We start from the raw sequence: 25,501 nt of genomic DNA, 5'->3' as shown, positions 1-25,501 counted from the left end.
ATGCTTGACGCGAACCATAGAATCTCACCACGAACGTAATCAATATATTACCGTTCGTCCTGAGCCTGTCGAAGGACTTAATCAGAGCTTCCTTAAGCGTAGAGCAATGCACCGGGGAGTGATACATGAAGCGGCTCCATGACGGATGACGCATCGCGGATTCTCTTCCTCCCTACAAACTTCGCTGTAGCGTGGATAAATGCAATGCCATCCACCCTAACTCTCCGCGATATTCATGGCACATCGGTGGATAACGCTTCGCTTATCCACCCTACAAACCTACAAAACCACAAACCCCAAAAACCAAACCCGCAGGGGCTACGCCCCTGCACCCCGCAAAGGGTCAAATCACAAAGCACAAAGATCAAAAATCCCTGGCGATACGAAAACCCAGGATGACGTCGGCAGCACCGGTGCCGTCCCTGCTACGTCTAGCCGATCGCAAGTTCTGAGGATAGTTGCCCCACGAACCGCCCCGAACCACCCGGCGACTACAATCACCACCACTTATATCCCTCCAAGCGGAGCCATCTTTCGGCGCATTCTGATAATTGCCATGCCAGCAATCCTGCGTCCATTCCCAAACGTTTCCGGCGGTGTCATAGAGCCCGAATGCATTCAGATTGAACGAGCCAACCGGAGCAGTTTGTTTGTTATCCCATTGACTGCCGCAATCCATACAGACTGCATTGTTTCTGCCGATATCATTTCCCCACCAGTACGCTGTTTGCGTTCCTGCACGAGCAGAATATTCCCATTCCGCTTCGCTCGGCAGGCGATATTGCTTACCGGTTTTGTTCGACAGCCATTGCACATAGGCTTGCGCATCATTAAAGCTCACATTGATTACCGGGCGTTTGCCGCGTCCCCAACCACTATCACTGGGTAATTGCCGCTTGGTGGCATTGGCAAACGCATCGTACTCGTCAAACGTCACCTCGTATTTGCTGATTTCAAAGGCATAGGCGATGGTGACTTCGTGTTGCGGCTTTTCGTCATCGTAATCAGCGGAACCCATCAGGAATTTACCGGGTGGAATGCGCACCATTTCGGGTTCGAAGGGAAATTTTGGTTCACTGGGCTGCTTAACAGCAGGTTGCTCTATTAGAAGGGGTTTTTCCTCAGTGGGTTGTTCAACAACAGGTTTCTTTTTTACAGGCGGTTTTATTTCTGTGGACTGCTCAGCGATAACTAACGACTTTATTGAAGAAGCGCTGGTTTCACTGGGCAGCTCTACAGTAGATTGCTTTGCCACCAATTTCTCCGGTTCAGGAGCTACTGGCTGCGAAAGCTGTGTGCCGGTTTGTTGTGTAATCAATGGAGAATAATGAAATAAGCCAAATGCCGCCAAGAGGGTCACGAGTACACCGAGGATAGCCGCGAAGGGTATCTTCGGTGGCGGTGGCGGCGTTTGCACACCCATAATTTTTTCTAGCGCTTTTATCAGCTTGTCAGCATCCGCATGAAAACGATGATCAGTGATTTCAATCGCTTGGCGCCCTGTCAGCGGTGCCAGGCATTCGGGCAGTTGCGTCGATTTCGGCATCGTGGCGCCGCCGACCAGTACCGGAATGACGCGGATATTCCGTTCTAGTAATGCGGAGATTTCAAGCCGCACCCAATCATCCGGATGATCCAAACGCCGCTTTCCGTTCGCATCGGCGATATCCAGCCAGTGTTCTCCGATCAATACCACAGCGACTTGCACCGCTGCCAGTTTCTCCTGGATAACTTGGTCGAACACCTCGCCCGGCTCGATCTGATCGATATCCATAAACACATGGTCATCGCCAAAACGGCCAGCCAGTCGATCGTACAATCGGCCTGCGTGGGGCGCGCTATCCTTGCGCCGGTAGTTAATAAAAATTTTCGACATTGAGAGAGCGTTTATGGTTTTTGCAAAAGTTTCGGTTTAGCGCTATAAAATCGAGCACTATTTTCTCAAACCAGCAATCATACTGGCAATCGATTTTTCCGGTCAAAAAAAACGTTGGTAGCAACTCGAAATCAACGCTCGGATTGACAGCGCTGGCAGTGATTAGCGCATTGCCGATCCTTCAGCCAGTACTTTAAATGACAGTGAGAATATCCTGATTTATCGTTATTAATTGTTGTGTCATCACGAGAAATCGAGTAAATTGACTGCAATCAATCACATTAAATTTTAATGATCCTGTTGATTACTATGAATAAAAAACATTTATCGTTACTCCGCAACGGTCTCGTATGCAGCTTCTGCGCCGGATTTTTCCTGCTGAGCGGCTGCCAATCGTTTCTGACTCAACCATCGGTTCAAGCTACTCCGGCGATTAAACCGTTGCCCATTCCGGTGGCCAGTCATGAGTTCAGTTTCGACCCCGCTCGCGATGATGTGGTCGGCACGCTTCAGGTGATCACCGTCAACAAAGACGACACGCTTTCCGATATCGCCCGGCGCTTCAACCTGGGTTACGAAGAGATCGTCAGCGCCAACCCGAATGTTGATCCCTGGTTGCCGAAAGCAGGCACGCCCATCGTGATCCCCACTCAGTTCGTGCTGCCGGATGTACCGCGCCAAGGCATTGTGATTAATCTCGCCGCCATGCGAATGTTTTATTTTCCCAAATCCAAGGCCGGTGAACCGCAGAGAGTCATCACGCATCCGCTCGGTATCGGGCGCGTGGAATGGAAAACACCGGAAGGTATCACTCAGGTTGTATCCAAAAAGGAAAATCCCGCTTGGATCCCGACGCCTTCCATTCGTAAAGAACATGCAAAAAACGGCGATCCATTGCCTGCCATCGTTCCACCCGGACCGGATAACCCGATGGGCACGCATGTGTTGAAACTCGCGTGGCCGAGCTACGCCATTCACGGGACCGACAAACCGCCGAGTGTCGGGCTACGCGGTAGTCACGGCTGTCTGCGCATGTATCCGGAAGATATCGTAGGCATATACAATAACGTGCCGGTCGGTACAGCCGTGCGCGTAGTGAATCAACCCCGCCTGCTCGGATGGCGTGACCAGAAGTTGTATCTACAAACCTATCCGATCCTGGAAGACGACAAGCGCAATCACGCTCAGTTACTCAAGAAATCGCTAAGCGCCGTGCGCGCAACACCCAAGGCAAAACGCGAGGCGCGTGCCCAAGCCAAGATCAACCCGGCTCTGCTCGATGAAGTCATCCGCAATCCACGCGCTGTAGCCACGCCGATTACGCAACCGGATGTGACGTTACAAACCTATCTTGACCGCGCCACGCGCGTGCAAAACATCCTGCCTTTCAACGCAACTTGGGAAGGCGAAATGGATAGACAGTTGACAGCGGCAGAAGTACTCAAGTTAGCGAATAAGGAATCCGATCCGGCTCGATAGGATCGCCCATTGTTTGTTTCAGTTCGATTGGTATGCTGGTTAACAGTGCTAAGCGTCCAAATGCGCCTTCAGCTTGGCATTGGGATAATCCTTCAGCCACACGCTCAATTGCTCGGGTGACGGCTGGCCACCACGTCGCATTAGGTGCGCCCAGGCAAGTACAGCAATCGGTGCAATGATAAAAGTGCCAGCAATAAACAGCTTGCGTGTCTCGACAACAAAAACCTCACGCGCAGTAACAGGCACCTGTTCAAGATCGTAACCCCAGCCCAGCCATGCAGTGATTCCCAGCATAAAGATGGCAATGCCGAACCAGAACAACGGCGCGAATAATCCCTTACCGGGCACATACTGCAGTTGCAACGATTTGTCTCCAAACAGTTCACGCTTAGCCAGTGCCGCATCCACCCGCTGATTGATGAAAATGATCACCCATCCGACGATGAACCAGCCAGCATAATTAGCCAACGTAACGTCAAAGTGCCAGCCAGGCTCAGGATAGTGGTAAATATCGCCCAGAAACCAGTACTTGCCCAGATGTGCAATGGGGTCGGTGATCCAGTCCAACACCATCATGAAGAATGCGCCAACGAACAGTACAGTAGCGCTATTACGAAGATCACGTGACGTTACGCGTTGCACGTTGAATCCACGATGCCAGTGCGGAGACAGGAAGAACTGTGCGAACGAAAAACTCACGTAACTGAGGAAAGCAAATGAAAGTGAATCGAAGAACGGTACGCCGAAGACGACTAAGTCGTTTTCCAGCGCTTCGTAATGGTACGCATAGTAGCCAAATGGTATGCCGTGATTAATACTTCCCCACTCGGCGGCAAGCGCAACCAGATAGCCCGTAACCAGCCAGATAAAAGTGCGTAGCATTCCCTGCTCGAGCCAGCTCAAAGTCAGAAAAGCCAGCAAGAATAGGGTTACATAGGGTCGAAATGCGAGGCTGTAGAGAAGTTCTAACATGAAATGATCAGATCGATTTATCAGACATACTGAAATTTAATAAAGCAGAATTAGAGAATAAAAATGGGATTTGGTTTTCGCATACATAATGCTACGGGCCAATCCCGCCATAGCGTACAGCAAGGTAATAACCGGAATATTATTTTTGCTGAGTGGTGGCTATAACATCGCTAGCCAGCGTTACCTGCTCCCCTTCAATCATCACGGCATGCGCGTTGTGCTCAACCAGTTGGTAGTAGTGCAAATATTTTTCCACCTCCGCTGGATGGTTAGTCTTGCGACCATAGTATTTGCCCGCATGGGGAAAAACTTCGGTTGCAACCTGTTCGTCATACACCGCAAAATCCCAGGGGATATTCGTATCCCTATCGCTCACGGCATTAGCCCCTGGGAATTCATCCCGGAAGGCTACCCGGATATCGACTCCGTCTTTCAATTGGGCCATCATGACCTTCTGAAACTCCGGCGCAACAAATTCTTCCCGATGCATAACAAAAATCCGTGTGATATTGACCTTCCGTTCCAGAGCTCGCAAGTTGCTCTGGTAGAAATTCACCAGTGTCGCGCGAGCCAGCCAGCCAAAAGTTACCGGATCGACAGCCCTGATGCGCAATGTGGCCGCATCACTGCATTTTGCGCCATCCAGATAGAATTCAGTTTCATCCAGCGGAATAAAACCATTCTGCAACATGGTAATGGTGCGCATCGTATTAGCCAATAGCTCTTGAGCCTTTGCTTGACATTCGGCATCGGTAACCCGGCTGATAGCATAGGTTACTTCGTGGGCTTGGTGGTAAAGATCGGTTAATTCAGTGCGGGTCTTTTCAATGCCTTCCCGAAGCAGATAAGTAGCCAATGACAAAAGCACTCCGACACCAAAAATCAGGTAAGATGCCATCTCATTATGCAGCACCAAGTGAAAGAAAATTGCCAATCCAGCACCGGCGAGGAATTCGATAAATACCGCCATCTGCTGCAATTTATACCTGAACTTCATTGACTACGTACCTCCTGTGTGCTTTAGGGCTTCAAACTTTGGGCTGCAGAAATTTCCACCAGAGCCATCCAGTAACAGGGGAAAAACCTTAGATGCTTCGGGAAGACATCTAGACTTTCCATCCTATCCTTGTATAGGGTTTAGTAATATCAAACTACCGGCTATGTGCAGTTTAACGCTGTCTGTTTACTGAGAGAAGAAACTTTTATAATAATATCCATGTAGATTCATTTTTCATGCTTTTTATCAGCAAAGCACGGATAGAATTTGTGCGCCTGATGACGGCTTTTCGGGTGGCGGAGTTGGTCAATGTCCAGATTTCGCTAATGCCAGCACTGCAAGCACTGTAATTTAGGAAGACACGAAAAATTAATTGAATAGACGGCCAATCATTAATGGCTTCACAGACTCCTCTTTAATTCTGCTGCTCATGACATTACAAACGAGGAATAGCTATGGCAGATAATTCGCCCATCCGGCTGGTGATCCACGGTGGTGCCGGGGCTATCGCGCGCAACAAACTGACTGCAGAACGTGAGCAAGCTTATAGGCACGCACTTGCGCAATCGTTGATTGCTGGCCATACCGTGCTTGTAGCAGGCGGCAGCAGCCTGGATGCTGTCATTGCGGCCATCGTGGTGATGGAAGATTCACCTTTGTTTAATGCGGGCAAAGGCGCGGTTTTCAGTCATGCTGGTCGCAATGAGCTGGAAGCGTCAATTATGGATGGCGCCACGCGTATGGCGGGAGCCGTTGCCGGTGTCACAACAATCCACAATCCAATCCGCGCCGCGCATGCGGTGATGACAAAAAGCGCGCATGTGATGCTAATCGGCCAGGGTGCCGAAACTTTTTCTGCCGAACAGGGTTTGGAAATTGTCGATCCTTCCTATTTTCACACGCAACACCGCTGGGATCAGTTGCAAAAAACCATCGCCAGAGAAAGCGTTTTGCGTGACCACGATGCTGATCCCGGCACACCGCTGCCAGACGTCGATGAAAAACATGGAACCGTCGGCGCGGTGGCGCTGGACCGCTACGGCAATCTCGCCGCCGGCACATCGACCGGCGGACTCACGAACAAACGCTACGGCCGCGTGGGAGATTCATCGATCATCGGTGCCGGAACTTACGCGGACAATCGCTCCGTTGCGGTATCCGCAACCGGCGCCGGGGAAATGTTCATCCGCACGGCAGCGGCTTTCAATACGGCAGTGCAAGTAAGGCTACAGCACATTCCGATTGCCGAGGCAGCGGATAATACACTGGCAGAAATCTCTGCCATCGGGGGCGACGGCGGCTTGATCGTGCTGGATAAGCGCGGCAATTATGCCATGCGTTTCAATACCAGCGGCATGTACCGCGGTACCATCGGCAATGATGGCATTGCATGGATGGGTGTTTTCCCGGAAACTGTTCACTCGTAGCGGTTTACAATGCGCTCCTTCATAATATAACTGTTGCGGTTGGCACTTGAATCCGCCCATATTCGAATCAGACAATCCGGCAATTGGTTAGAAGCCAGTAACCAAAGTTTAAGTTAAAAAAACACCTATAAATACATCCTCCAATGATTCCAGATTCACGACTATGAGATGAAAATAAAATGAGAAACTATCGAGCAAAACCCGGAAGCAAATTGAGTCTGTCTCATTTTGACGCTGACGATACTGGTGACTACAAGAAGACCGACAAAAGCAAAGAAAAAGCTAAGGCTGTCACAGAAAAATTGATCGACAAACTTGGGGAACTGCAGGAACGCCTTTATGCCAACGGCAATCGGTCGTTGCTGATCGTGTTACAGGGGATGGATACCAGCGGCAAGGACGGAACGATCAAGCACGTGATGTCCGGCGTGAATCCGCAGGGTTGCGAGGTGGTGTCCTTCAAGACGCCATCACCGGAAGAACTTGATCATGATTTCTTGTGGCGCGTACATCAAAAAGCACCTGCCAAAGGCCAGATCGGTATTTTCAACCGTTCGCACTATGAAGATGTACTGATTACCCGTGTGCATGGATTGATATCGGACAAAGTGGTGAAACAACGATTTAATCAGATCAAAGAATTCGAGGAATTATTGTCCGAGAGCGGAACAGTGATTCTCAAGTTTTTCCTGCATATCTCCAAGGATGAGCAAAAAAAAACGACTGGAGGAGCGTATTTTTAATCCGGAAAAACGTTGGAAGTTTAACGAGGCGGATCTCGAAGAACGCAAATTATGGAAAAACTATTTGGATGCGTTCGAGGCCATGATGGCCGCCACGAGTACCGATCGAGCACCCTGGCATATCGTACCAGCCAACCACAAATGGTATCGTAACTGGGTTATCGCTGATCGTATCGTTAACGCATTGGAAGATATGAAGCTGAAAACACCTTTTGCACCGGCAGGAATCAATTTTGATAAGTTAAAGATTGAATAGTAAAGTATCTGTCCCTACTGCTGCACGCAGTGGCATTAGACAAGGAATCGATATGGAAATTGAACTGAAACTGGCCTTGCATCCACGCCACACTGCGCGTATCCGGCGACATCCCTTGTTGAACAAAATCGCGCCCAAGCAACGCCCGCTGCTCAGCATTTATTTCGACACGCCCAAGTTTGATCTGATGCGGCGCGGCATCGCGTTGCGTGTACGCCGGGTGGATGATCAGTGGATTCAAACATTGAAAGCCGAGGCACAATCCGTCAGCGCGTTGTCGACCCGCCCGGAATGGGAAATAGCGATCACCAACGGCAACCATCCGGATTTTTCTGTGCTGCCAAAAACAGCACTAGATTTACTGACTGGAATCAAGCTAAAGCGCATTGCGCCGGTATTCACGACCGAGTTTGAACGCACTACCTGGCAAATTGGCAATTCTGCCGCGCAAGCCGAAGTCGCGCTCGATATCGGAAAAATCTATGCGGGAGAAATGTGCCGGGATATTTGTGAAGTGGAAATTGAGCTTAAATCCGGAGAGCCTACATTTTTGTTCGATGCCGCAACACAATTACTCGAACAGGTGCCGCTCCACATCGAACCGCGCAGCAAAGCGGAACGCGGCTATATCCTGAGCGGCGCGGTGATTCCTGCGCCAATCAAAGCAACGCACGCGGTAATTCGCAAGCATCAAACTGCCGGTGAAGTTTGGAATGCGACGATGCAAACTGCGCTGGTGCAATTGGTCGCCAACCTGCCCGGTTTTCTGGAAAATGCGCACGACATCGAATATCTTCACCAACTTCGCATCGCATTGCGCCGTCTGCGGACCGGCGTACTGCTGACGAAATCGATAGGCATGGAATCTCCAAACTGGGATCAGCCGTTACGTGAATCACTGCATACGCTCAATCCGGCGCGCGACTGGGATGTGTTCTTACAGGAGGCTCTATCTCAAACCTTGGCGGCACTGGGAGGATCACCGGGGAATGCACCAGTTCAGGACACAACGTTTGCTCTGATGCGTGACGCTGCTGCGCACGCTCGCCAGCGGGCACAAACATTGTTGCTCAAACCCATTTTCACCCGGCTTGTACTCGACATCGGCCGCAGTCTTCTGGTTACGTCATCCAGCGTGGAAATAGGAGATGCTAAGGCCTGGGCAGAGAGAGTTCTTGAGAAATGCTGGCAAAAGCTAAGCAAACGCTGCCACGGCTTTGCCAGACTGGATGCTTCCGAACGTCATTTGGCACGTATCGCCGCCAAGAAGATGCGTTACACGGTAGAAGCTTTCGCGCCGCTCTACGGAAAACACGCTCACCATTTCATTACCGCTTTGTCGGCATTACAGAATGAGTTGGGACGTGAAAACGACATGCGGGTCGGTGTGCAATTACTGCGCGCATTGCCCAAAAAATCCGTCACACACAGCTTCGAGTTGGGCCGGCTCAGCGGCGCGTTAGAATTGAAAGCCTCTCAGCAGGCGCATTTATCCAATTCTGTCTGGCGGCGATTGGCAAGATCGAAATTGTTCTGGCACTAGCTGTTAACTGAATTACCCATGCACATGCACTAACCAAGCAATAGTGCAGATTAATGTAATACACGTTGCCAGTGACATAAACGCGTTGCGGCGATATTTTTGCGCCAATAAGGCTTGCGGATATACCGAGATAATAAATGGCTGTGCTGCGTTTCCCGGTTTTGCAATGATATTAGTATCCGGTTCCAGAACCAGTTGGTCATGAATTTTCTGCGCTTCTGACTGCGCCACTTGGCGAGCGGATTCCCACTCTTCCTGATCGATTCTGCCATCCTTGTTGGTATCGAACCGGTTTCGCAATGCTTGCTGATCTTGTTTCCAATTGTTAATCAGATTAATCATCACATCCTTGGCTGATTGCTGCGTCGTCGCAGACCAGGTGCTGAATTGCCCTAAGATATACAGCGGCTGGCCCGGTAGTATCAACCATTCACTGTAGCGGCAGTTGTTTGTCATCGCATTCACAATCGACTGGCTTTCCAGTATCTGAGTTCGGGTTGGCCATTCGGTATTGCCATACCAAACCAATTTCTCGTTGCCGTTGACTTCCGCGTCATCCGGATCCACATAGCAACTGCTTACACCATCTGTCAGCTTAAACCGGTAATCACTGTTATTTTTGTAAACAACATTCCAGCGTGTTTGTGTGCGGCCATTCTCTGTAAACGATTCCTGTTGTTCGATCAGACTGCGATACCAGAGACACGGGTGGTTCGAAAGCGGCGCGTAAATCGCCTGGTCATCAACAAGCTGTCCTTTTCCTTCCAGCTCAATATAACCTTGGTGCGCGGAACGTAGTTTGGCGGTAGGCGTATCCTCAATGATTCGCAGTCGCTTTCAATTGCGAACAAACAAGTAAAAGCTGATCAAGACGGTCAGTAGCAATGCCTCCACAACAAACTGATATTCTTCCGGTGAAAGCTCTGCTACCAGGATATTCATCTAGGAATCGTGCGTTAGCCAAACAATTTGCCGATACTGATATCCTGTTTGTCCGCATAACTAAACTCGAGCAAATCGCGTGGCTTGAATTTAAACCAATTGGCGATAATGGCATCGGGAAACTGCTCAATCCGTACATTGTTAATTCTGACCGCCTCATTGTAGTACTCACGGCGATCCGCGATGCTATTTTCCAATCCGGAAATCCGCGCCTGCAAGTGCCGGAATTTCTCACTGGCTTTCAACTCCGGATAATCTTCCACCACTGCGAACAAATTTCCCAACCCAACCCGCAGCATATTTTCCGCAGAACCCAATGCACCGATGTTGCCAGCCTCTCGTGCAGAGGCAACCTGCGAACGGGCTGCAATCACTTGTTTGAGTGTTTCCTGTTCAAACCCCATATACTGCTTACAGGTTTCAACCAGCTTGGGAAGTTCATCGTGGCGCTGCTTCAACAAAATATCAATATTCGACCACGCCTGGGAAACGCTATGCTTAATATCAACCAAGCTGTTATACAGCATGATTCCGTATACGAGGACCATGGCTATCCCTGCCAGGGAAATATAGATGGTGATATCCAATGTATACTCCAGTAAGTTACATTGACGCAATATACCTGAGTAAGAATCCAGGAAATAGCTCGAAAAGAAGCCACTAGTGGCTTTATTTCCTTTTTTTGCATACCAATACCTTGCACTGCTTGCGAAAATGCTATTGACGGATGACACAGAGCTTATCTATGCTACGCCGGCTTAAGAAAAATACAATCACGTATCAGGAGTCACCTATGAGTGTTTCAAAAGAAATAAGTCAATTAATCCAAAGAGTAATGCTGGCATTACTCTTCATCGGCTGCTCGGAATTGTCAGCGCAACCGGAAGACGCCAAAGCAGTAACGATCATACTCGGCGAACAAGGCCCTGATGGATGCGAATTACTCGGCAAGGTGAAAGGTTCATCCATAGAGAACGATAGCGAAGAAGACAATACTCCCTATGTCGACCGGCTGATTAAAGCCAGAAACAACTTAAGAAGCGAAGCGCAGAAACTGGACGGCAATAACGTGCATATTATCTATTCCAATAACACCGGGAAATATGATATTCCCGGGGTTGATAAGGAAATCATATTCATTGGAAATGTTTATCGTTGCGAATAACCCCGGAGAATATTGGTTAATTTAGGGAATGCTGGATTAACCTTCTCAATCTTTTGCTTTACTTTGGTAATCCGTCAACACACCCACTGCGATAATGACCAGACCGGCGGCGATATAAAAATTCCGCGCGATCTCTTCATTGGCAAAACCGAGAATAAAAGGCACCGCAATCAGCGAAGGGCCGACGATGCGTTCAATCCAGCCATGGATGGGAAATGGAATGATCTTGATGACGCCGAACGGAAAATCAGAAGCCAATGTAACGATCAGATGAATTACCGCCAGGCCATATGCAAGCATCGCTGGTACTTGGCTTAAATCTAATAGTGTTGGGGCAAGTAAAAATAGAATGACAGTCAGAAAATCAAGATAGCCGTGCAACGAGGTGAAATCACTTTCATGTTAATACTCCTTTGTATTAATGGGTGGTTCCCCCAATGGAAACCATGTGCCATACAGTAATACAACGCTGCCGCGGTGTCTGTTCGCTATCAAACAAACTAGAAATTACTTGGTTTGATAGGAATCACTGAGCGCAGCGTCATTGATACAAATCTGATCACGCGTATAGTCGAGCATACCGCGGTTCCTAAAATCATTCAGAATTGTGTTCACAACCGAACGACTGGCACCGATCAAATCCGCCACATCCTGCTGTGTTAAGTGAATTTCCAATGCATAGCCATGCGTGCACTGGATTCCAAACATATCGGCCAGCTCCAATAACGTTGCGGCAAGGCGCATCTCAACCGGTTGCGTCAGAATTGTCCGGAGTTTGCGTTCGATTTTCTGCTTGCGGACGTATGTCTCCTCAAAAACATGCCACGCCAATTCCGCATGGTTTGACAGCAATGCTTTGAAATCGACATAGGCCAAACGATAGTAACTCACTTCCCCAAGTGCTTGTGCAGTCTCTTCCATTTCCTGGTGAACGGAATCGCCCTGCAAATGGCCAATGACATCCCCTTTTCTCAGCAGCACAATGGTAATTTCGGTTCCCTGCGCTGTCAGATGAGAGAGTTTCACGATACCGCTTTTTATCCAGAAGACGTAGGTGCAATGATCCCCCTGACGATAAAGGAAATCTTTACTTGCCGCATGGATTTCCTGGATCGAAGGATAATCCTGCTTTAATTGCTCGAAACCATGCTCAAAAAACGTATCTATTGATCCCGATTTATCGCTGTGTTCTGACGAAGACACTCACCGCTCCCTTGAATTCTGAATTTAACAACTTACGCGCTCTTAATGACTGGAAGATTCACAAGCACAATACAATCTTACAATGAAAAGCGCTATTATCCTGCAAAACGCAATGAACGTGAAAAATAGAACAATGCAAGATAATAATAAACAAGCAGAACTACCGCCGTCACTGGATCGCGTACTTGTATAAGTGTCAACATGACTGTTACTGCGCCTAATTTACGATCCGGCAGGAGGAAACCATAATGTCAAAATTTGTTGTTTGTGCACTGTATAAATTTGTATCCTTACCTCAATACAAAGAGATACAACAGCCGTTGCAGGCGAAGATGGTTGAGAATCAAGTGAAAGGAACGTTGCTGCTGGCGGAGGAAGGGGTCAATGGCACCATTTCTGGCAGCCGGGCAGGTATTGATTCTGTTTTAGGCTGGGTGGAGACGATACCAGCGTTTGCTGGCATCTCGGTCAAGGAGTCCATGACCGACGAGATGCCGTTCAAACGCAGCAAGGTAAAGCTAAAGAAAGAGATCGTCACAATGGGGGTTGAAGGAATTGATCCCAAGCAATTGGTTGGAACCTATGTGGTACCTCAGCAATGGAATGAATTAATTAACAACCCGGAGGTTTTGTTGATCGATACACGCAACCAATATGAGGTTGCAGTCGGTGCGTTTGCCAATGCAATAAACCCCCACACCACAACTTTTCGTGAATTTCCACACTATGTATCCCAACACCTGGATCCCTCTGTGCATAAAAAAGTGGCAATGTACTGCACCGGTGGAATTCGTTGTGAGAAATCCACTGCGTATTTAAAACAGCAGGGATTTGAGGAGGTATACCATTTGCAGGGCGGCATTCTAAAATACCTGGAGGAAATTCCACAGGCGGAATCCTTATGGCAGGGTGAATGCTTTGTGTTTGATGAGCGGGTTACCGTGAATCATCAGCTTGAGAAAGGCAGCTATGATCAGTGTCACGCTTGCCGTTTGCCGATTTCAGAAGAAGATAAACTCAGTGAGCACTATCAACAGGGAATTAGTTGTCCCACTTGTTACCATGACCGCTCGAAAGAAGACAAAGCCCGCTACCGAGAGCGAGAAAAACAAGTAAAGTTAGCTGAGATCAGGGGCGAGATTCATATTGGGGAAATCAACTGCAAAAGCAAGTGATTGCTGCGCTTGATTTAAAGCGTTTGTGCCTTGGTTTACTTATGCCGCATAGGGTGTTGCGAAGGCCTCGGTACAGCATGGCACGCATGATCGCTGAATTGGGTGTCAAACCACTTTCTGAATCTGCAACCATTCTTCAGGAAAGTAGAATACCAACAGAAAACGCCCCAAAGCTGAAATATTTTTATCTTCATCCTGCATTAGCTCGTCAAGATGCTGAACAGACTCAGAGAATGCAGGAAAATCACCTTTCTCGGCCATGCGTTTCGTCAATAGTGCGGAAAAATTATCTTTTTCATTTTTGGGCATCGAAATTAATACTGTCATGCCAGGTGTTGTTCTCTAAACATTTCGGAGTTTACCGGCCTGCCGGTCAGATATCCTTGTATCAGATTACACCCTTCCTGCCTTAAGAAACCCAATTGCGCATCATTTTCTACTCCCTCAGCTACTACCAGCAGGTTCAGCCCTTCCGCCAGACTCAGAATCGTGCCAACAATGGCCATATCTTCAGCGCTATTAATCACATCATCTACAAAAGATTTGTCAATTTTTAATACCGATAACGGAAATTTCTTTAAATAAGCCAATGATGAATAACCGGTGCCAAAATCATCAATCGCAATTTTTATTCCTGCCGCGTGCAGCTGAGCCAGAATCGCCCCTGATTTCTGCGGATTATCCATTAACACGCCTTCCGTAATTTCCAGCATCAGGTTTTCCGGCAGCAATCCGGATTCACTCAATGCCCCGTCAATCATTTCCAGAAAATCTTCCTGTACAAATTGACGCGGAGATACGTTGACAGAGATATAAAAATCTTCGAGACCGGTTTCCTGCCACTTTTTTGCTTGATGACAAGCACTGCGCAAAGCCCAAGCACCGAGAATCTTTATCAAGCCACTGTTTTCCGCCAACGGAATAAATCGCATCGGTGAAATAAAGCCGTGATTTGGATTCTGCCATCGCATCAGCGCTTCGGCACCTCGTAATTGGCCGGTTTGTGCACAAAAAATCGGCTGGTAATGCAACATGAACTCACCATTCTCAATACCTTCATACATGGCTGACTCAAGCGACAAATCACTTCTCTCCGTATCATCAACCTGATCGCTATAAATATTCCAGTTATTTTTACCCTGTGTTTTCGCTCTATACATCGCCATCTCTGCATTTCTATATAAGTACACAGAATTATCGCCGTGCTCTGGGTACATTGAAATGCCAAGACTAGTACTGATGTGTAATGCATGTTCACGGATACGAAAAGGCTGCTGCATAGCTGTCAATATTTTCCTGACTATCAATTCAATATTGGATTGCCCAACCCCCATCATGATCAAGGAAAATTCATCGTCACTCACGCGAGCGACCGTGTCACTATGCCGCACAGCATTCTGCAAGCGCTCCGCAACAGCTTTAATTAATTCATCGCCAATGCTGTGTCCCAACAAGTCGTTAACTTTCCTGAATCCATCCAAACTTAAAACGATCAATGACAGAAAGTTCTTTTCCCTGTGCGCAGTATGAATACTCATACTGATACGATCGTCTAGTAATACCTTACCAGGTAATCCAGTCAGCGCATCATGCGTGGAAAGGTAAACCAGCTGATTCTCTTTATCCTTCCAGTGTGTCGCATCGAACGCTGCGATAAAATACTCATCTTCTGGCAACTGGAGTACGTAACAATCCACCCACACCGGCAATACACGCTGCCGCAGGAGACGGCAAACAAAAGTCTGTCTCTCTCCACTATGCTTCGCTTTCTCCAGAACTTCCGTAAATATCCCCCTATCTTCAGGTTGGATAAATAGCTCAATAGACTCTTGCAGCAACTCTGCAGGTAATCGCAGAAATACTTGTGACGACGCGGATGCTTGCTGAATGACTCCATGCGCATTAATGCGCGCGGCAAAATCACTTATACATGAAAGTAAATCGTAAAAAGCATGTGAACTCACTATCAAAAAACTCCCTATCGGCCGGCAACTTAGTTAAGTATGAAAGCTGCCTTATAATTACTCAGACATACCCGATTGATATTTTGGTAAATACAACAACACCAATAACTTATGGAACAATCCCATTACCGCACTTAATGATTGCTGGCTAAAAATATGAATGATTCAGTTTCACACCGCTTCCAGAAACATTTCAAATACGCATACGACACAACGTATATTACGGCGTGCAAGTCGATTCACTTGAGATTTGGCACTACAAATACTGGAATGATTAAGAGAACATAGGACATTCTCTTAAGGGCCTAAAATAAAGAATGTTAATTTGCGCTCGGAATAAGCATGAACGATATCTTAGCGCTTAAATTAGCGCCAATCTCTTGGAAGACCCAAGACGTATAAGTTCTCTTTGACATACATTGGACAGGAATTTCCGCTGTGACTTTTTTCACAAAACTTTTGTGAAAATTCATACCAGAAGCTAAGTAATTCTCCTTAAACTACAGTATTTTAATAAATTTTCTCCGCGCGCTCCTGCACCTATCCCCGCGGCAAGATCACGGGGAATCGCAAGGTTGATATTGATCTATGCGCTTAAAGCGCTTCAAACACACCTGCTGCACCCATGCCGCTGCCAATGCACATAGTTACCATGCCATACTTTTGTTTATGGCGACGCAATCCATGCAGTAGCGTTGCCACACGAATGGAACCGGTAGCGCCCAACGGGTGGCCCAGTGCAATTGCACCACCCAGAGGATTTACTTTACTGCGATCCAATCCCAGATCATGAATCACAGCAAGACTCTGCGCAGCAAATGCCTCATTCAATTCAATCCAATCCAGATCACCCAGTTTGATACCCGTTTGCGCCAGCACTTTGGGTATGGCTTTGATAGGTCCAACGCCCATAATCTCCGGCGGTACGCCCGCTACCGAGAATCCGATAAAACGCCCCAACGGGGAAAGATTAAAACGTTTCATCGCCGCTTCGCTCATCAACACCACAGCACCCGCACCATCGGACATCTGCGAGCTATTCCCTGCGGTCACGGAGCCTTTGGCAGCAAAAACCGGCCGCAATTTAGCCAGCGCGGGCAGATTCGTATCGGCGCGTGGGCCTTCGTCCGTATCTTTGACAACAATCTCTTCATGCACTTGATGTGTGACTAAATCAGGGCGTTTCTCGTCTACCCGGTACGGTGCGATTTCCTGTTGAAACTCACCCGTTTCAATGGCTTTTAAGGCGCGCAGGTGGCTGGTCAAGGCAAATTCATCCTGATCTTCACGCGACACTTTCCATTGTTCGGCTACTTTCTCGGCCGTCATACCCATACCATAAGCGATTGCGACATTTTCTTCATGTTGGAACATGGCCGGATTCATGGAAACTTTGTTGCCCATCATCGGTACCATGCTCATGCTCTCCGTACCCCCTGCAATCATCACGTCCGCTTCCCCCAGCCGGATACGGTCCGCTGCCAGTGCAACGGATTGCAGACCGGATGCGCAGAAACGATTGACCGTCATACCGGCCACACTGTTCGGCAAACCTGCCAACAACAATGCCACGCGCGCGACATTAATGCCCTGCTCCGCCTCCGGCATGGCGCAACCGACAATCACATCGTCAATCGCCGCCGGATCCAATCCTTCGCATTGTTTCATTACAGCATGTAACACATGCACCAGCATGTCATCGGGACGTACATTCTTGAACATACCGCGCGGTGCTTTGCCAACCGGTGTACGTGCAGCGGCTACAATATAGGCTTCTTGAGTTTGCTTAGTCATTGGTTTCTCCGTGGATCATCGATCTTGGAATACGTCTAAAGTGAATCCTGTCGTAAATTTAGTTTCTCAGTGGCTTACCGGTTTTAAGCGTATGTTCGATACGCGCCTGGGTTTTTTCGGTTGCAAGCAATTCCATGAAGGCAGCACGTTCCAGCTCCAGGAACCAGTCTTCATCGACCAGGCTACCCGGTGTCAAATCGCCACCGCACATCACATGTGCCACCTTATTAGCAATCAGATTATCATGCTCGGAGATAAATCCACCTTCGCGCAGGTTAACAAGCTGACTTTGGATCGTCGCAATCCCGGTGTTACCAGCCACCGGAATTTCCCGGGCTCGCAATGGCGGGCGATAGCCTGCTTCGGCTAAAGCCAGCGCCTGCGCTTTGGCGACATGCAGCAACTCAAAACGATGCATCACCACGGTATCGGCAAGGCGCAGATAACCCAGTTCTTTCGCCTGCTCGGCGCTTTTCGCCAGTTCCGCCATTGCTACCGTCTGGAAATAATATTTCAATTGCGGAAAAGGGTCGCCGTCTTTGGCATTTTGCGCGGCTCTCATGGCAAACTCTTTACACCCGCCCCCAGCCGGCAACAATCCAACGCCCACTTCCACCAAGCCGATATAAGTTTCCAGCGTAGCCACGGCGCGGTCACAGTGCATGACAAACTCGCAACCGCCGCCCAATGCCAGCCCATCTACGGCGGCAACGGTTGGAATCATCGAATAACGCAGTGCTTGCGAAGTTTGCTGAAACAATTTGATCATTCCATCAACTTCAGCCAGTTTCTTGGCCATTAATACATCAGCAAAATCCAGCTCACGTGCCACCTGAAGCACGGTCGCCTGGGTCGACTTCCTTAATTTCTTTAAGAATGACTGAAAAGCGGTGGGTGGCTGATGTGGAGCAGGCGGCGTGCTGCCCTGTTGCACATCCGGTTTAGGCCGTTCAGTGGCCTTCTGCAAATTAGCACCGGCTGAAAATGGTGGTTCCGTTTGCCAGATCACCAATGCGCGCCAGTTTTGTTCGGCTTCTTTGATCGCCTGTTGCACACCTTCCAGTACATCCACGCCTATCGTATGCATTTTGCTCTTGAAGCTGAGAATGGCGATTTGATCGCCGGTATGCCATAGCCTTACCGCATCGGTTTCAAAGATGGTTTCGCCGTAAACCGCTTCCTCGCCGATTAACCGGTCTGGAAAAAGCTGACGTTGATACACCGGCAGTTCTGAACGCAGTTGTGTTTTTCCAGATGCCGGGGCAAAAGAGCCTTGCGCCGTGTGCACGCTTTGCGTGCCGCTTTCGGCAATTGCCGTCACCCATTGCGGTAATGGCGCTTGGCTCATGCTTTTACCGGCCGCAATATCCTCTTGAATCCAGTCGGCAATCTGCTTCCAACCGGCTGCCTGCCAAATTTCAAAAGGTCCCTGATTCCAGCCAAATCCCCAGCGCACGGCCAAATCCAGATCGCGCGTATTATTGGCAATCGTTTCCAGTTGCACAGCACAATAATGAAACAAATCGCGAAAAATTGACCACAAAAACTGCGCTTGCGGCTGCTGACTATTGTGTAATGCAGCAAACTTTTCAGCCGGGCTGCTATATTTCAGCAAACGTTTCAGATCCTCATCCACTTCCGCAGCCGATAAACGATAAGTTTGTGCCACCCGATCATGCACATGGATTTCACTTTTTATTTTTTGATACACACCGCGTTTAACTTTCTCTCCCAATGCACCAATCTCAATCAATCCTTGCAGCCAATCCGGCACAGCAAAATAAGAATGCCATGGATCTTCCGGTAAAGTATCGCGCATCGTATTGATGACATGCGCCAAGGTATCCAGACCGACGACATCCGCGGTGCGGAATGTAGCGCTTTTTGGGCGGCCGATCAGTGCACCGGTCAGTGCATCGACCAGATCAAAACCAAAATTAAAGGCCCGGCCATGATGCATCGTCGCCAGCAAAGAGAACACGCCGATGCGATTGGCAACAAAATTCGGCGTATCTTTGGCACGAATCACTCCCTTGCCCAGATAAGTCACTAGAAATTCTTCCAGATGATCGAGCATTTCTGCATCACTGGTTTTGCAGGGAATCAATTCCACCAAATGCATGTAGCGTGGCGGGTTGAAAAAATGGATACCGCAGAAACGGTGACGCAATACTTCCGGGAAAGCCTCAGCTAATTGGTTGATTGACAACCCGGAAGTATTACTCGCGAAAATGGTTTGTTCGCCGAGATATGGGGCAACTTTGGTATATAAATCCCGTTTCCAGTCCATGCGCTCGGCAATCGCTTCGATCACCAGATCGCAATCCTTGAGCAATTCAAGATGCTGATCATAATTCGCCGGTTGAATACAGGTTACTTTGGCTTTAACCGATAGCGGCGCAGGTTCCTGTTTTTTGAGTTTCTCCACCGCCTTGGTCACATTGGCGTTGGGATTATCCGCATCACCCGGTAACTCAAACAGCAACGTTTCGATGTTAGCATTCACCAGATGTGCTGCAATCTGCGCTCCCATCACACCAGCCCCCAGTACCGCCGCCTTGCGCACTAAAAAATTTTTATCAGCCAATTTCGCCTCCTGCTTGATCCGGTTATGGAATAAAACCTTGTTCATGCCGCCTATGACCGAAAGAGTACAAGCATGAGCCCCAAAGCGCAAGCTTGTTGGTTACAAGTGTATATCTTGCCCCCAAATCGCCTCTCTACAAAAGAAACCCGCGCGCAGGGTAAAACGTTATTGTTGACTCATATAAAAGTAACCGATAAAGACACCAGGTTATCCTATGGATTGCAGCTACTCCAGAATGATTCCCCATTTTGAGCAAATTTACCTGCCGCCGCAACCAGATCTCGGGGCATCATGCACTATCAGCATTAGCATCAACACGGTCCCTTCTGCCCAAACCCATTCGGATAACGACAGTGAAAGGGATGGGTGGGACCAAACCTGGCGTGTTGCTTAAGACTCATGCGAACGGGTTTCTGGGATGTGTCTGTACCAGGCTTTATGGAAGCTGATACCGTTGCCCATTGCGGAAATTTTCGAGAACATTACGACGATAGCCGTAACGGTCAAACCTTTTGGCATTCTCCGGTAAAGCTGTGGATTCGACGTTATTAACCAGAAGCACTAATATAATGACCGTTATTAATTCCCACCTTTACTTCGGTCAACATCCACTGCTGTTACCAAGCTACTACGATTTCCCCAAGCATTCCGGATATACGACACCACCAGAGCTATTTCTTCATTACGCAAAACCTGCTGGAACGGCGGCATTCCATAGGGCCGAGGATTTCCTGCTGTCGTAGGTGGGTATCCGCCATTCAACACACTGCGAATGGGATTCAATGGCGAACTCATCATCACACTCCGATTATCTGCCAACGTTGGATAAATACCCGGAACACCTTTTCCATCAGAACCATGGCACGTTTTACAATGCTTCTCATAGAGTTGTCCACCAAAATCCATATGCTTCTGCAAGCTACCTGACATCACCAAGAAACGGACGCCAGACGTATTGCCACCTTCATTCTCCGTAAATGACTTTAGATAGATTGCCATGCTGTTAATATCGTCCTGCGACAAATATTGAAGGCTTTGTTTTATAACGGTCGCCATAGGACCTGAAGCCGCGGCACTTTTTGTTATGCCAATTGTCAGCAATTCAACAATTTCTTCGATTGGCCAATCACCACTACCCGCTTCCTGATACGAGGACAAGGAAGGCGCGTACCAATTCATACCCATTATTTGCCCGCCAGCCAGCATATCATCTTGGCTAGCTCCAAACATATTGCGGCTTGTATGACAAGCATTACAATGACCTAATCCCTGTACTAAATAAGCACCGCGATTCCAAGCGTCACTTCGGGATTGATCCGGCTCATAAACACCTTCTTTAAAATACAATGTACGCCAGATGGCGAGCAGTGGTTTTAAATTATAGGGAAAGAAAATATCATTGGGTGGATTGGATTGTGAAATGGGCGGTGTTGATTGAAGATAAGCAAAAATTGCATTAGCATCTTGCCGCGTTACCTTGGTGTATTCGGTATAGGGAAAAGCAGGATATAGGAACCTCCCATCACGCGACTTACCCTGATGTAGTGCTTGCCAAAAATCTTGTTGACTCCAAAGACCAATTCCCGTTTCTTTGTCAGAAGTAATATTGGGTGTGACAAAAATACCAAATGAAGTAGATAATCGGCGTCCGCCCGCAAACGGTTGACCACCCTTAGTCGTATGGCATCCCATGCAATTACCAATGCGGGCTAGATAGGCGCCATGCTGCACTTCGATAGAGCGATCGGGTTCCTCAGCAACAGCGCCCGAAACCTGTGTTATCGAGAAAAATAATAGCGATACCATGCATACCAATAACAAAGCATCAAATTTATAATGACTTATATGATGTTTTGGCTGCAACGATGCACTAATTCAGGTAAAAGCGCATTAAATGGTCTTGGCTCTCCTGAAGCAAACTGATTTGCTAACCATTTCGCAATTGCATTGACTTCAACATCGGTCAACTGTTTAGCGATTTCAGACATACAATCCGGCACCTGACCTCGCATACTGCCTCCATTTCTCCATCCGCCTAGCTGTGCCGTAATATAAGCTCGGGGCAATCCCAGCAAACCCGGAATAGCAGGTTCTATACCCATCAAAATATCTCCATGACAGGCGCTGCATGCCGGAATATTCCTCCCTGGATAGCCCACATAAATAAGATGCTCTGCTAGTTCGATTTCTTCAGGTTGCATATGAATCTGTTCAGGTGCTAGATATGGCAACCGTAGAGAAGAAAAATATTGGGCTATTTCATATAAGTATTCATCTGACATGTTTTCCAACAGAATAGCCATCGGCTGATAATAGCGCCGACCATCCCTGAAATTTCGTAATTGATTAACAAGATATCCTTGTGGTTTACCCGCTATGCGAGGGTAATAAGCGTCGCGTCCCACTTTATCTTCAGCACCATGGCAAATGGTGCAAGCCTTAACACGTTCAGCCATCGTATCTGGTACTTCAACAGATGTGCCGCCATAAACAGATGCCACACAAGTCATGCAGAAAGGTACCAGCAAAATAAAACGCAGCATTTAGGATTTCCTTCCATATAGGTAATCAAATTAATGGAGAATGATTAGCGCATCTCTGTCATTATTTTAATCAATATCTTGAAAAGCTTTGTACTGATTCGGCCCGGCAATATCAGAGCGCTCAAAAATGTCATTGAACGACCTGTAATTCTTACGAAAGGCAAGCAATTCAGATTAGATCTGGCTATGCCTGGTAAAAATGAAACCAAGCAAACGATAGTCTTTGTCATTCGGTTAATTTATCTGATTATAAAAACTTTCCGTGAATGATCGACACATCTACTGATCGGATACAGCGCACCTACTTACTCGTCATGACCGTCTCTTTACTTCCTGCACCTTCCAGAATACGCATGACAAGATCGGATGTCGAAATACCGGATGTATATGTCAGTTCTTGAATCATTTCTGCCGGTAATGACTCGCACAGTTTGTATTTGTCCAAGCGCTCCTGCTCAGACGCGCACGCGAAGGTATAAATGTCGAAACCATGCTGTTGCATAAATTCTTTGGTGACACGCGCTGGCGTATCCGTCATTACGGCATCTACATATTTGCAAGTGGCAACAACAGCGGCACGCTCCGCTTGTTTCATGACGGGAAGTTTTCCTTTATTTTCCGTAACACGTTCATTGGAAACCACGCACACCGTCAAATGCGTACCCAATGCACGCGCCGCTTGTAAAAAATTCACATGGCCTTCGTGAAACAAATCGGCCACCATTCGCGTATACACGCGCCGTTGCGACTGATTTCGCGGCCACACTGGGATTTCCCGGTTTAACCGCACCATGGCTCGCTCCATCCACTGACGGCTACGCAATGCGAGCACGTCGTCAGGATCCTTCAAAGCAATCTGATGCGCATAACACCAGGCTTTAGCCAGATCCCCCGATAACCAGCGCTGCACAAGCCGGTGATACGCATAACAGCGCACCAGTAAGGTAAAATTTTCCAGATTGCGTGCAGATATCACGGTATCCCAGTTGGGATTTGGCGTGCGCCAATCGCCATAAAATGCCATCAGGATTTTTTCCGGTTGCCGCGGAAACCAGGCTTGGCCATATTCTGAATTGCGCTGAGTCAAATCAAACTGGGGGAAAACGGATACCCGCTGATATTCATCCGGATAACCCGGTAGTGAGAAACCGCCCACGATCTGTTTTCCTCTGGCTTGCAAGCCACAGACATCCAATGTTATTCCCAATTCCGGGTGCACGTAATCACGATAATTGGCGTAGTCAATCCGCATCGGCGATCGTTCCCACCCGGCTTGCTCCAATGCAGCACAGCAAGCATCCCAGGATTCCATTCGCACGGCGATGTCGAGATCTTTATCAAAATCCAGTAAACATCCGTTACGAACCAGCCCCAGTAAAGTACCCGCAAAAGGAAATGCCGGAATATCCAGCTTGGCTAATTCTGCGCAAGTCGTCCACAGCAACGCCTCGGCCTTTCCGGAGGCAAATAGATTCTCAGCAGCTTGCGATATTTTCAATGGCTCTTTTTGCGGCGGGATTTTTCCGGATTTAGCCAGCGTCATCAGATGATTCAGCGCGTCGGTAAAATGCGCATGCGCGGATGATAAATCCAATAAAATAAAGCTCGCGGTTCCCAGGACATGCGCCCAATGCGCTTTGTGAAAATCACTTTGCACATGTGCATAAATTTTTGCTGCATAAGCGGGAACATCTGCCGTCCGACCTGTGCGCATCGCCAATGAACACCATAATCGAGCCACATCCTGCGACAGCGGATTCTCAATTTTCAGCGGATCGAGTATTGCATCAGCGTCATTGAACTTACCGGCGGCGATTAAACCCTTCGCTTTCAATAATAATTCTTCAAGCTTCGTAGTCATTTTCAGCAATCCATTATCCTATTTTTTCACAGGCACTTAGTCGCATCCGCTCCAATATCAAGCGCAATTAAGGATTGCATTTTAACCATTATTCAATATAATAGGAATCATTCTCATTATTATTTAAATGATTTAATGGGACAAGCCAGAAAATAAATTTATTTATAGAACTCACATATTAGAATTAGGAGATAACATTATGGGAATAACCAAAACACTTCGTGAGAATCTCGGATCAGGAACTATCAACTCTACCCTCGAGTATATCGATGGCATTCCTTTTGTAGGACTTGGATCCGCCGGCTTTGATGACGATGATTTTCTCTTTATTGGTGATGACTTAGACAATTTTGACCTCATTGGCGGTGCCGGTCATGATGAAATTAAAGGCGAAGGCGGCAAGGATGTTCTGGAAGGCGGTGCTGGCAATGACATCCTGAAAGGCGGAGATGGAAATGACGATCTAGATGGGCAAGAAGGTACCGAAAAACTGTTCGGTGGTGATGGTAACGATATTCTTCGGGCAGGTGGTAGCATACCAGCCAATACACCCGTCCCCCCTGGTCAACCAGCCGGAGACTACGACAGACTCGATGGCGGCAGTGGCAAGGACACATTTGGATTTTATGGCGTAGGAACTTTTGAGATTGCCGATTTTACAATCGATGAAGATCGTTTGTTCTTTGATTCCGAGATTCTAGGAATCCATTCATTTTCTGAATTGGCGCCATTCATAACCAACGTTACCGATAACGGTGATAGCGGATTTACCGTTGAGTTTGTCGGGGGCGCGGCAACTATTGAGCTTGTTGGCGTCAACATCAATTCAATTACAACCGATATGATTGTATATACGCTCTAACAATCAGTAAAAGTCTCGCCGCTTTAGTCGGTAGCGAGACTTTATTTTCTTGCATCGGATTGATAGGAACGAAGATGCATAATCCCATCCCGTCTCTTCAGCCGCTATCCAG

Annotated in this window: 24 protein-coding genes; 9 read left to right on the top strand and 15 right to left on the bottom strand. The window is 48.0% G+C overall.

The window, feature by feature from the left end:
- Nucleotides 1-364 precede the first annotated feature (364 nt).
- Together ACH10T_RS13395 and ACH10T_RS13390 are read right to left on the bottom strand one after the other, a co-directional pair.
- Nucleotides 365-1,876: an SUMF1/EgtB/PvdO family nonheme iron enzyme gene (locus tag ACH10T_RS13395; protein ID WP_394809753.1), complete on the bottom strand. Its 1,512-nt coding sequence runs from the start codon at nt 1,874-1,876 to the stop codon at nt 365-367.
- Between the two features lie 330 nt (nt 1,877-2,206).
- Nucleotides 2,207-2,557, bottom strand: a complete 351-nt coding sequence (locus tag ACH10T_RS13390; protein ID WP_394809760.1) for a hypothetical protein — start codon at nt 2,555-2,557, stop codon at nt 2,207-2,209.
- Here ACH10T_RS13390 and ACH10T_RS13385 point away from each other — a divergent pair.
- Nucleotides 2,444-3,355 carry a L,D-transpeptidase family protein gene (locus tag ACH10T_RS13385; RefSeq protein ID WP_394809759.1) on the top strand — a complete coding sequence of 304 codons (912 nt, stop codon included), beginning with the start codon at nt 2,444-2,446 and terminating at the stop codon, nt 3,353-3,355. The two genes, ACH10T_RS13390 and ACH10T_RS13385, sit on opposite strands and share 114 nt — an antisense overlap.
- A gap of 48 nt (nt 3,356-3,403) precedes the next feature.
- On the opposite strand, the gene ACH10T_RS13380 is transcribed toward ACH10T_RS13385, so the two are convergent.
- On the bottom strand, nt 3,404-4,327 hold the full coding sequence (locus tag ACH10T_RS13380; RefSeq protein WP_394809752.1) for a carotenoid biosynthesis protein: 924 nt from the start codon (nt 4,325-4,327) through the stop codon (nt 3,404-3,406).
- A 139-nt stretch (nt 4,328-4,466) separates the two neighbouring features.
- On the bottom strand, nt 4,467-5,324 hold the full coding sequence (locus ACH10T_RS13375) for a hypothetical protein (RefSeq protein ID WP_394809751.1): 858 nt from the start codon (nt 5,322-5,324) through the stop codon (nt 4,467-4,469).
- A gap of 229 nt (nt 5,325-5,553) precedes the next feature.
- On the opposite strand from ACH10T_RS13375, the gene ACH10T_RS13370 reads away from it, so the two are divergent.
- The 5 genes from ACH10T_RS13370 (at nt 5,554) to ACH10T_RS13350 (ending at nt 9,293) form a co-directional block, all read left to right on the top strand.
- A complete protein-coding gene (locus tag ACH10T_RS13370; RefSeq protein WP_394809758.1) occupies nt 5,554-5,679 on the top strand; it encodes a DUF6970 domain-containing protein in 126 nt (41 codons plus the stop codon).
- A 100-nt stretch (nt 5,680-5,779) separates the two neighbouring features.
- Nucleotides 5,780-6,751: an isoaspartyl peptidase/L-asparaginase family protein gene (locus ACH10T_RS13365; RefSeq protein ID WP_394809750.1), complete on the top strand. Its 972-nt coding sequence runs from the start codon at nt 5,780-5,782 to the stop codon at nt 6,749-6,751.
- Between the two features lie 179 nt (nt 6,752-6,930).
- Nucleotides 6,931-7,494, top strand: coding sequence for a PPK2 family polyphosphate kinase (locus ACH10T_RS13360; protein WP_394809749.1), 564 nt, complete (start codon nt 6,931-6,933; stop codon nt 7,492-7,494).
- Nucleotides 7,457-7,750 carry a hypothetical protein gene (locus ACH10T_RS13355; protein ID WP_394809748.1) on the top strand — a complete coding sequence of 98 codons (294 nt, stop codon included), beginning with the start codon at nt 7,457-7,459 and terminating at the stop codon, nt 7,748-7,750. The genes ACH10T_RS13360 and ACH10T_RS13355 overlap by 38 nt, the downstream gene beginning before the upstream one ends.
- Nucleotides 7,743-9,293 carry a CHAD domain-containing protein gene (locus tag ACH10T_RS13350; RefSeq protein WP_394809747.1) on the top strand — a complete coding sequence of 517 codons (1,551 nt, stop codon included), beginning with the start codon at nt 7,743-7,745 and terminating at the stop codon, nt 9,291-9,293. The genes ACH10T_RS13355 and ACH10T_RS13350 overlap by 8 nt, the downstream gene beginning before the upstream one ends.
- A 12-nt stretch (nt 9,294-9,305) precedes the next feature.
- Here the strand turns inward: ACH10T_RS13350 and ACH10T_RS13345 are convergent, their stop codons facing one another.
- Both ACH10T_RS13345 and ACH10T_RS13340 read right to left on the bottom strand, forming a co-directional pair.
- Nucleotides 9,306-9,977, bottom strand: coding sequence for a GIDE domain-containing protein (locus ACH10T_RS13345; protein ID WP_394809757.1), 672 nt, complete (start codon nt 9,975-9,977; stop codon nt 9,306-9,308).
- A 272-nt stretch (nt 9,978-10,249) separates the two neighbouring features.
- Nucleotides 10,250-10,783 carry a LemA family protein gene (locus ACH10T_RS13340; protein WP_394809756.1) on the bottom strand — a complete coding sequence of 178 codons (534 nt, stop codon included), beginning with the start codon at nt 10,781-10,783 and terminating at the stop codon, nt 10,250-10,252.
- A 245-nt stretch (nt 10,784-11,028) separates the two neighbouring features.
- Between ACH10T_RS13340 and ACH10T_RS13335 the strand changes: the two genes are divergently transcribed.
- A complete protein-coding gene (locus ACH10T_RS13335) occupies nt 11,029-11,400 on the top strand; it encodes a DUF4156 domain-containing protein (protein ID WP_394809746.1) in 372 nt (123 codons plus the stop codon).
- A gap of 45 nt (nt 11,401-11,445) precedes the next feature.
- On the opposite strand, the gene ACH10T_RS13330 is transcribed toward ACH10T_RS13335, so the two are convergent.
- Nucleotides 11,446-11,781, bottom strand: coding sequence for a hypothetical protein (locus tag ACH10T_RS13330; RefSeq protein WP_394809745.1), 336 nt, complete (start codon nt 11,779-11,781; stop codon nt 11,446-11,448).
- 126 nt (nt 11,782-11,907) lie between these two features.
- Nucleotides 11,908-12,603 (bottom strand): Crp/Fnr family transcriptional regulator, encoded by a 696-nt coding sequence (locus ACH10T_RS13325; RefSeq protein WP_394809744.1) that lies wholly within the window; start codon nt 12,601-12,603, stop codon nt 11,908-11,910.
- A gap of 245 nt (nt 12,604-12,848) precedes the next feature.
- Between ACH10T_RS13325 and ACH10T_RS13320 the strand changes: the two genes are divergently transcribed.
- Complete coding sequence (locus tag ACH10T_RS13320) at nt 12,849-13,778, top strand: rhodanese-related sulfurtransferase (protein WP_394809755.1); 930 nt, start codon at nt 12,849-12,851, stop codon at nt 13,776-13,778.
- A 105-nt stretch (nt 13,779-13,883) separates the two neighbouring features.
- Here ACH10T_RS13320 and ACH10T_RS13315 read toward each other — a convergent pair whose 3' ends face one another.
- The 7 genes from ACH10T_RS13315 to ACH10T_RS13285 form a co-directional block, all read right to left on the bottom strand.
- The gene (locus ACH10T_RS13315; RefSeq protein WP_394809743.1) at nt 13,884-14,087 is read right to left on the bottom strand and encodes a hypothetical protein; all 204 of its coding nucleotides are present in this window, start codon (nt 14,085-14,087) and stop codon (nt 13,884-13,886) included.
- Between the two features lie 14 nt (nt 14,088-14,101).
- Entirely contained in the window at nt 14,102-15,742 is a 1,641-nt protein-coding gene (locus ACH10T_RS13310) for a putative bifunctional diguanylate cyclase/phosphodiesterase (RefSeq protein WP_394809742.1), read from the bottom strand.
- Nucleotides 15,743-16,336: 594 nt separating this feature from the next.
- Nucleotides 16,337-17,536, bottom strand: a complete 1,200-nt coding sequence (locus tag ACH10T_RS13305) for an acetyl-CoA C-acyltransferase (RefSeq protein ID WP_394809741.1) — start codon at nt 17,534-17,536, stop codon at nt 16,337-16,339.
- A 58-nt stretch (nt 17,537-17,594) separates the two neighbouring features.
- Nucleotides 17,595-20,123, bottom strand: coding sequence for a 3-hydroxyacyl-CoA dehydrogenase/enoyl-CoA hydratase family protein (locus ACH10T_RS13300; protein WP_394809740.1), 2,529 nt, complete (start codon nt 20,121-20,123; stop codon nt 17,595-17,597).
- 579 nt (nt 20,124-20,702) lie between these two features.
- Nucleotides 20,703-21,929 (bottom strand): c-type cytochrome, encoded by a 1,227-nt coding sequence (locus ACH10T_RS13295; RefSeq protein ID WP_394809739.1) that lies wholly within the window; start codon nt 21,927-21,929, stop codon nt 20,703-20,705.
- Nucleotides 21,930-21,964: 35 nt separating this feature from the next.
- Nucleotides 21,965-22,666, bottom strand: coding sequence for a c-type cytochrome (locus tag ACH10T_RS13290; protein ID WP_394809738.1), 702 nt, complete (start codon nt 22,664-22,666; stop codon nt 21,965-21,967).
- A 301-nt stretch (nt 22,667-22,967) separates the two neighbouring features.
- Entirely contained in the window at nt 22,968-24,527 is a 1,560-nt protein-coding gene (locus ACH10T_RS13285; protein WP_394809737.1) for an adenylyltransferase/cytidyltransferase family protein, read from the bottom strand.
- A gap of 199 nt (nt 24,528-24,726) precedes the next feature.
- On the opposite strand from ACH10T_RS13285, the gene ACH10T_RS13280 reads away from it, so the two are divergent.
- Complete coding sequence (locus tag ACH10T_RS13280; protein WP_394809736.1) at nt 24,727-25,389, top strand: calcium-binding protein; 663 nt, start codon at nt 24,727-24,729, stop codon at nt 25,387-25,389.
- The last annotated feature ends 112 nt before the right edge of the window (nt 25,390-25,501 follow it).

The organism is Nitrosomonas sp., assembly GCF_043753625.1.
GTDB lineage: Bacteria > Pseudomonadota > Gammaproteobacteria > Burkholderiales > Nitrosomonadaceae > Nitrosomonas.
The sequence above is the reverse complement of the archived record's forward strand: the minus strand, read 5'-3'. Positions and strand labels throughout refer to the sequence as shown.

Coding starts and splice junctions, on each gene's coding strand:
- ACH10T_RS13395 (WP_394809753.1), bottom strand. CDS start 1,876: ATGTCGAAAATTTTTATTAACTACCGGCGCAAGGATAGCGCGCCCCAC.
- ACH10T_RS13380 (WP_394809752.1), bottom strand. CDS start 4,327: ATGTTAGAACTTCTCTACAGCCTCGCATTTCGACCCTATGTAACCCTA.
- ACH10T_RS13375 (WP_394809751.1), bottom strand. CDS start 5,324: ATGAAGTTCAGGTATAAATTGCAGCAGATGGCGGTATTTATCGAATTC.
- ACH10T_RS13365 (WP_394809750.1), top strand. CDS start 5,780: ATGGCAGATAATTCGCCCATCCGGCTGGTGATCCACGGTGGTGCCGGG.
- ACH10T_RS13360 (WP_394809749.1), top strand. CDS start 6,931: ATGAGAAACTATCGAGCAAAACCCGGAAGCAAATTGAGTCTGTCTCAT.
- ACH10T_RS13355 (WP_394809748.1), top strand. CDS start 7,457: ATGAGCAAAAAAAAACGACTGGAGGAGCGTATTTTTAATCCGGAAAAA.
- ACH10T_RS13340 (WP_394809756.1), bottom strand. CDS start 10,783: ATGGTCCTCGTATACGGAATCATGCTGTATAACAGCTTGGTTGATATT.
- ACH10T_RS13335 (WP_394809746.1), top strand. CDS start 11,029: ATGAGTGTTTCAAAAGAAATAAGTCAATTAATCCAAAGAGTAATGCTG.
- ACH10T_RS13315 (WP_394809743.1), bottom strand. CDS start 14,087: ATGCCCAAAAATGAAAAAGATAATTTTTCCGCACTATTGACGAAACGC.
- ACH10T_RS13305 (WP_394809741.1), bottom strand. CDS start 17,536: ATGACTAAGCAAACTCAAGAAGCCTATATTGTAGCCGCTGCACGTACA.
- ACH10T_RS13295 (WP_394809739.1), bottom strand. CDS start 21,929: ATGGTATCGCTATTATTTTTCTCGATAACACAGGTTTCGGGCGCTGTT.
- ACH10T_RS13290 (WP_394809738.1), bottom strand. CDS start 22,666: ATGCTGCGTTTTATTTTGCTGGTACCTTTCTGCATGACTTGTGTGGCA.
- ACH10T_RS13285 (WP_394809737.1), bottom strand. CDS start 24,527: ATGACTACGAAGCTTGAAGAATTATTATTGAAAGCGAAGGGTTTAATC.
- ACH10T_RS13280 (WP_394809736.1), top strand. CDS start 24,727: ATGGGAATAACCAAAACACTTCGTGAGAATCTCGGATCAGGAACTATC.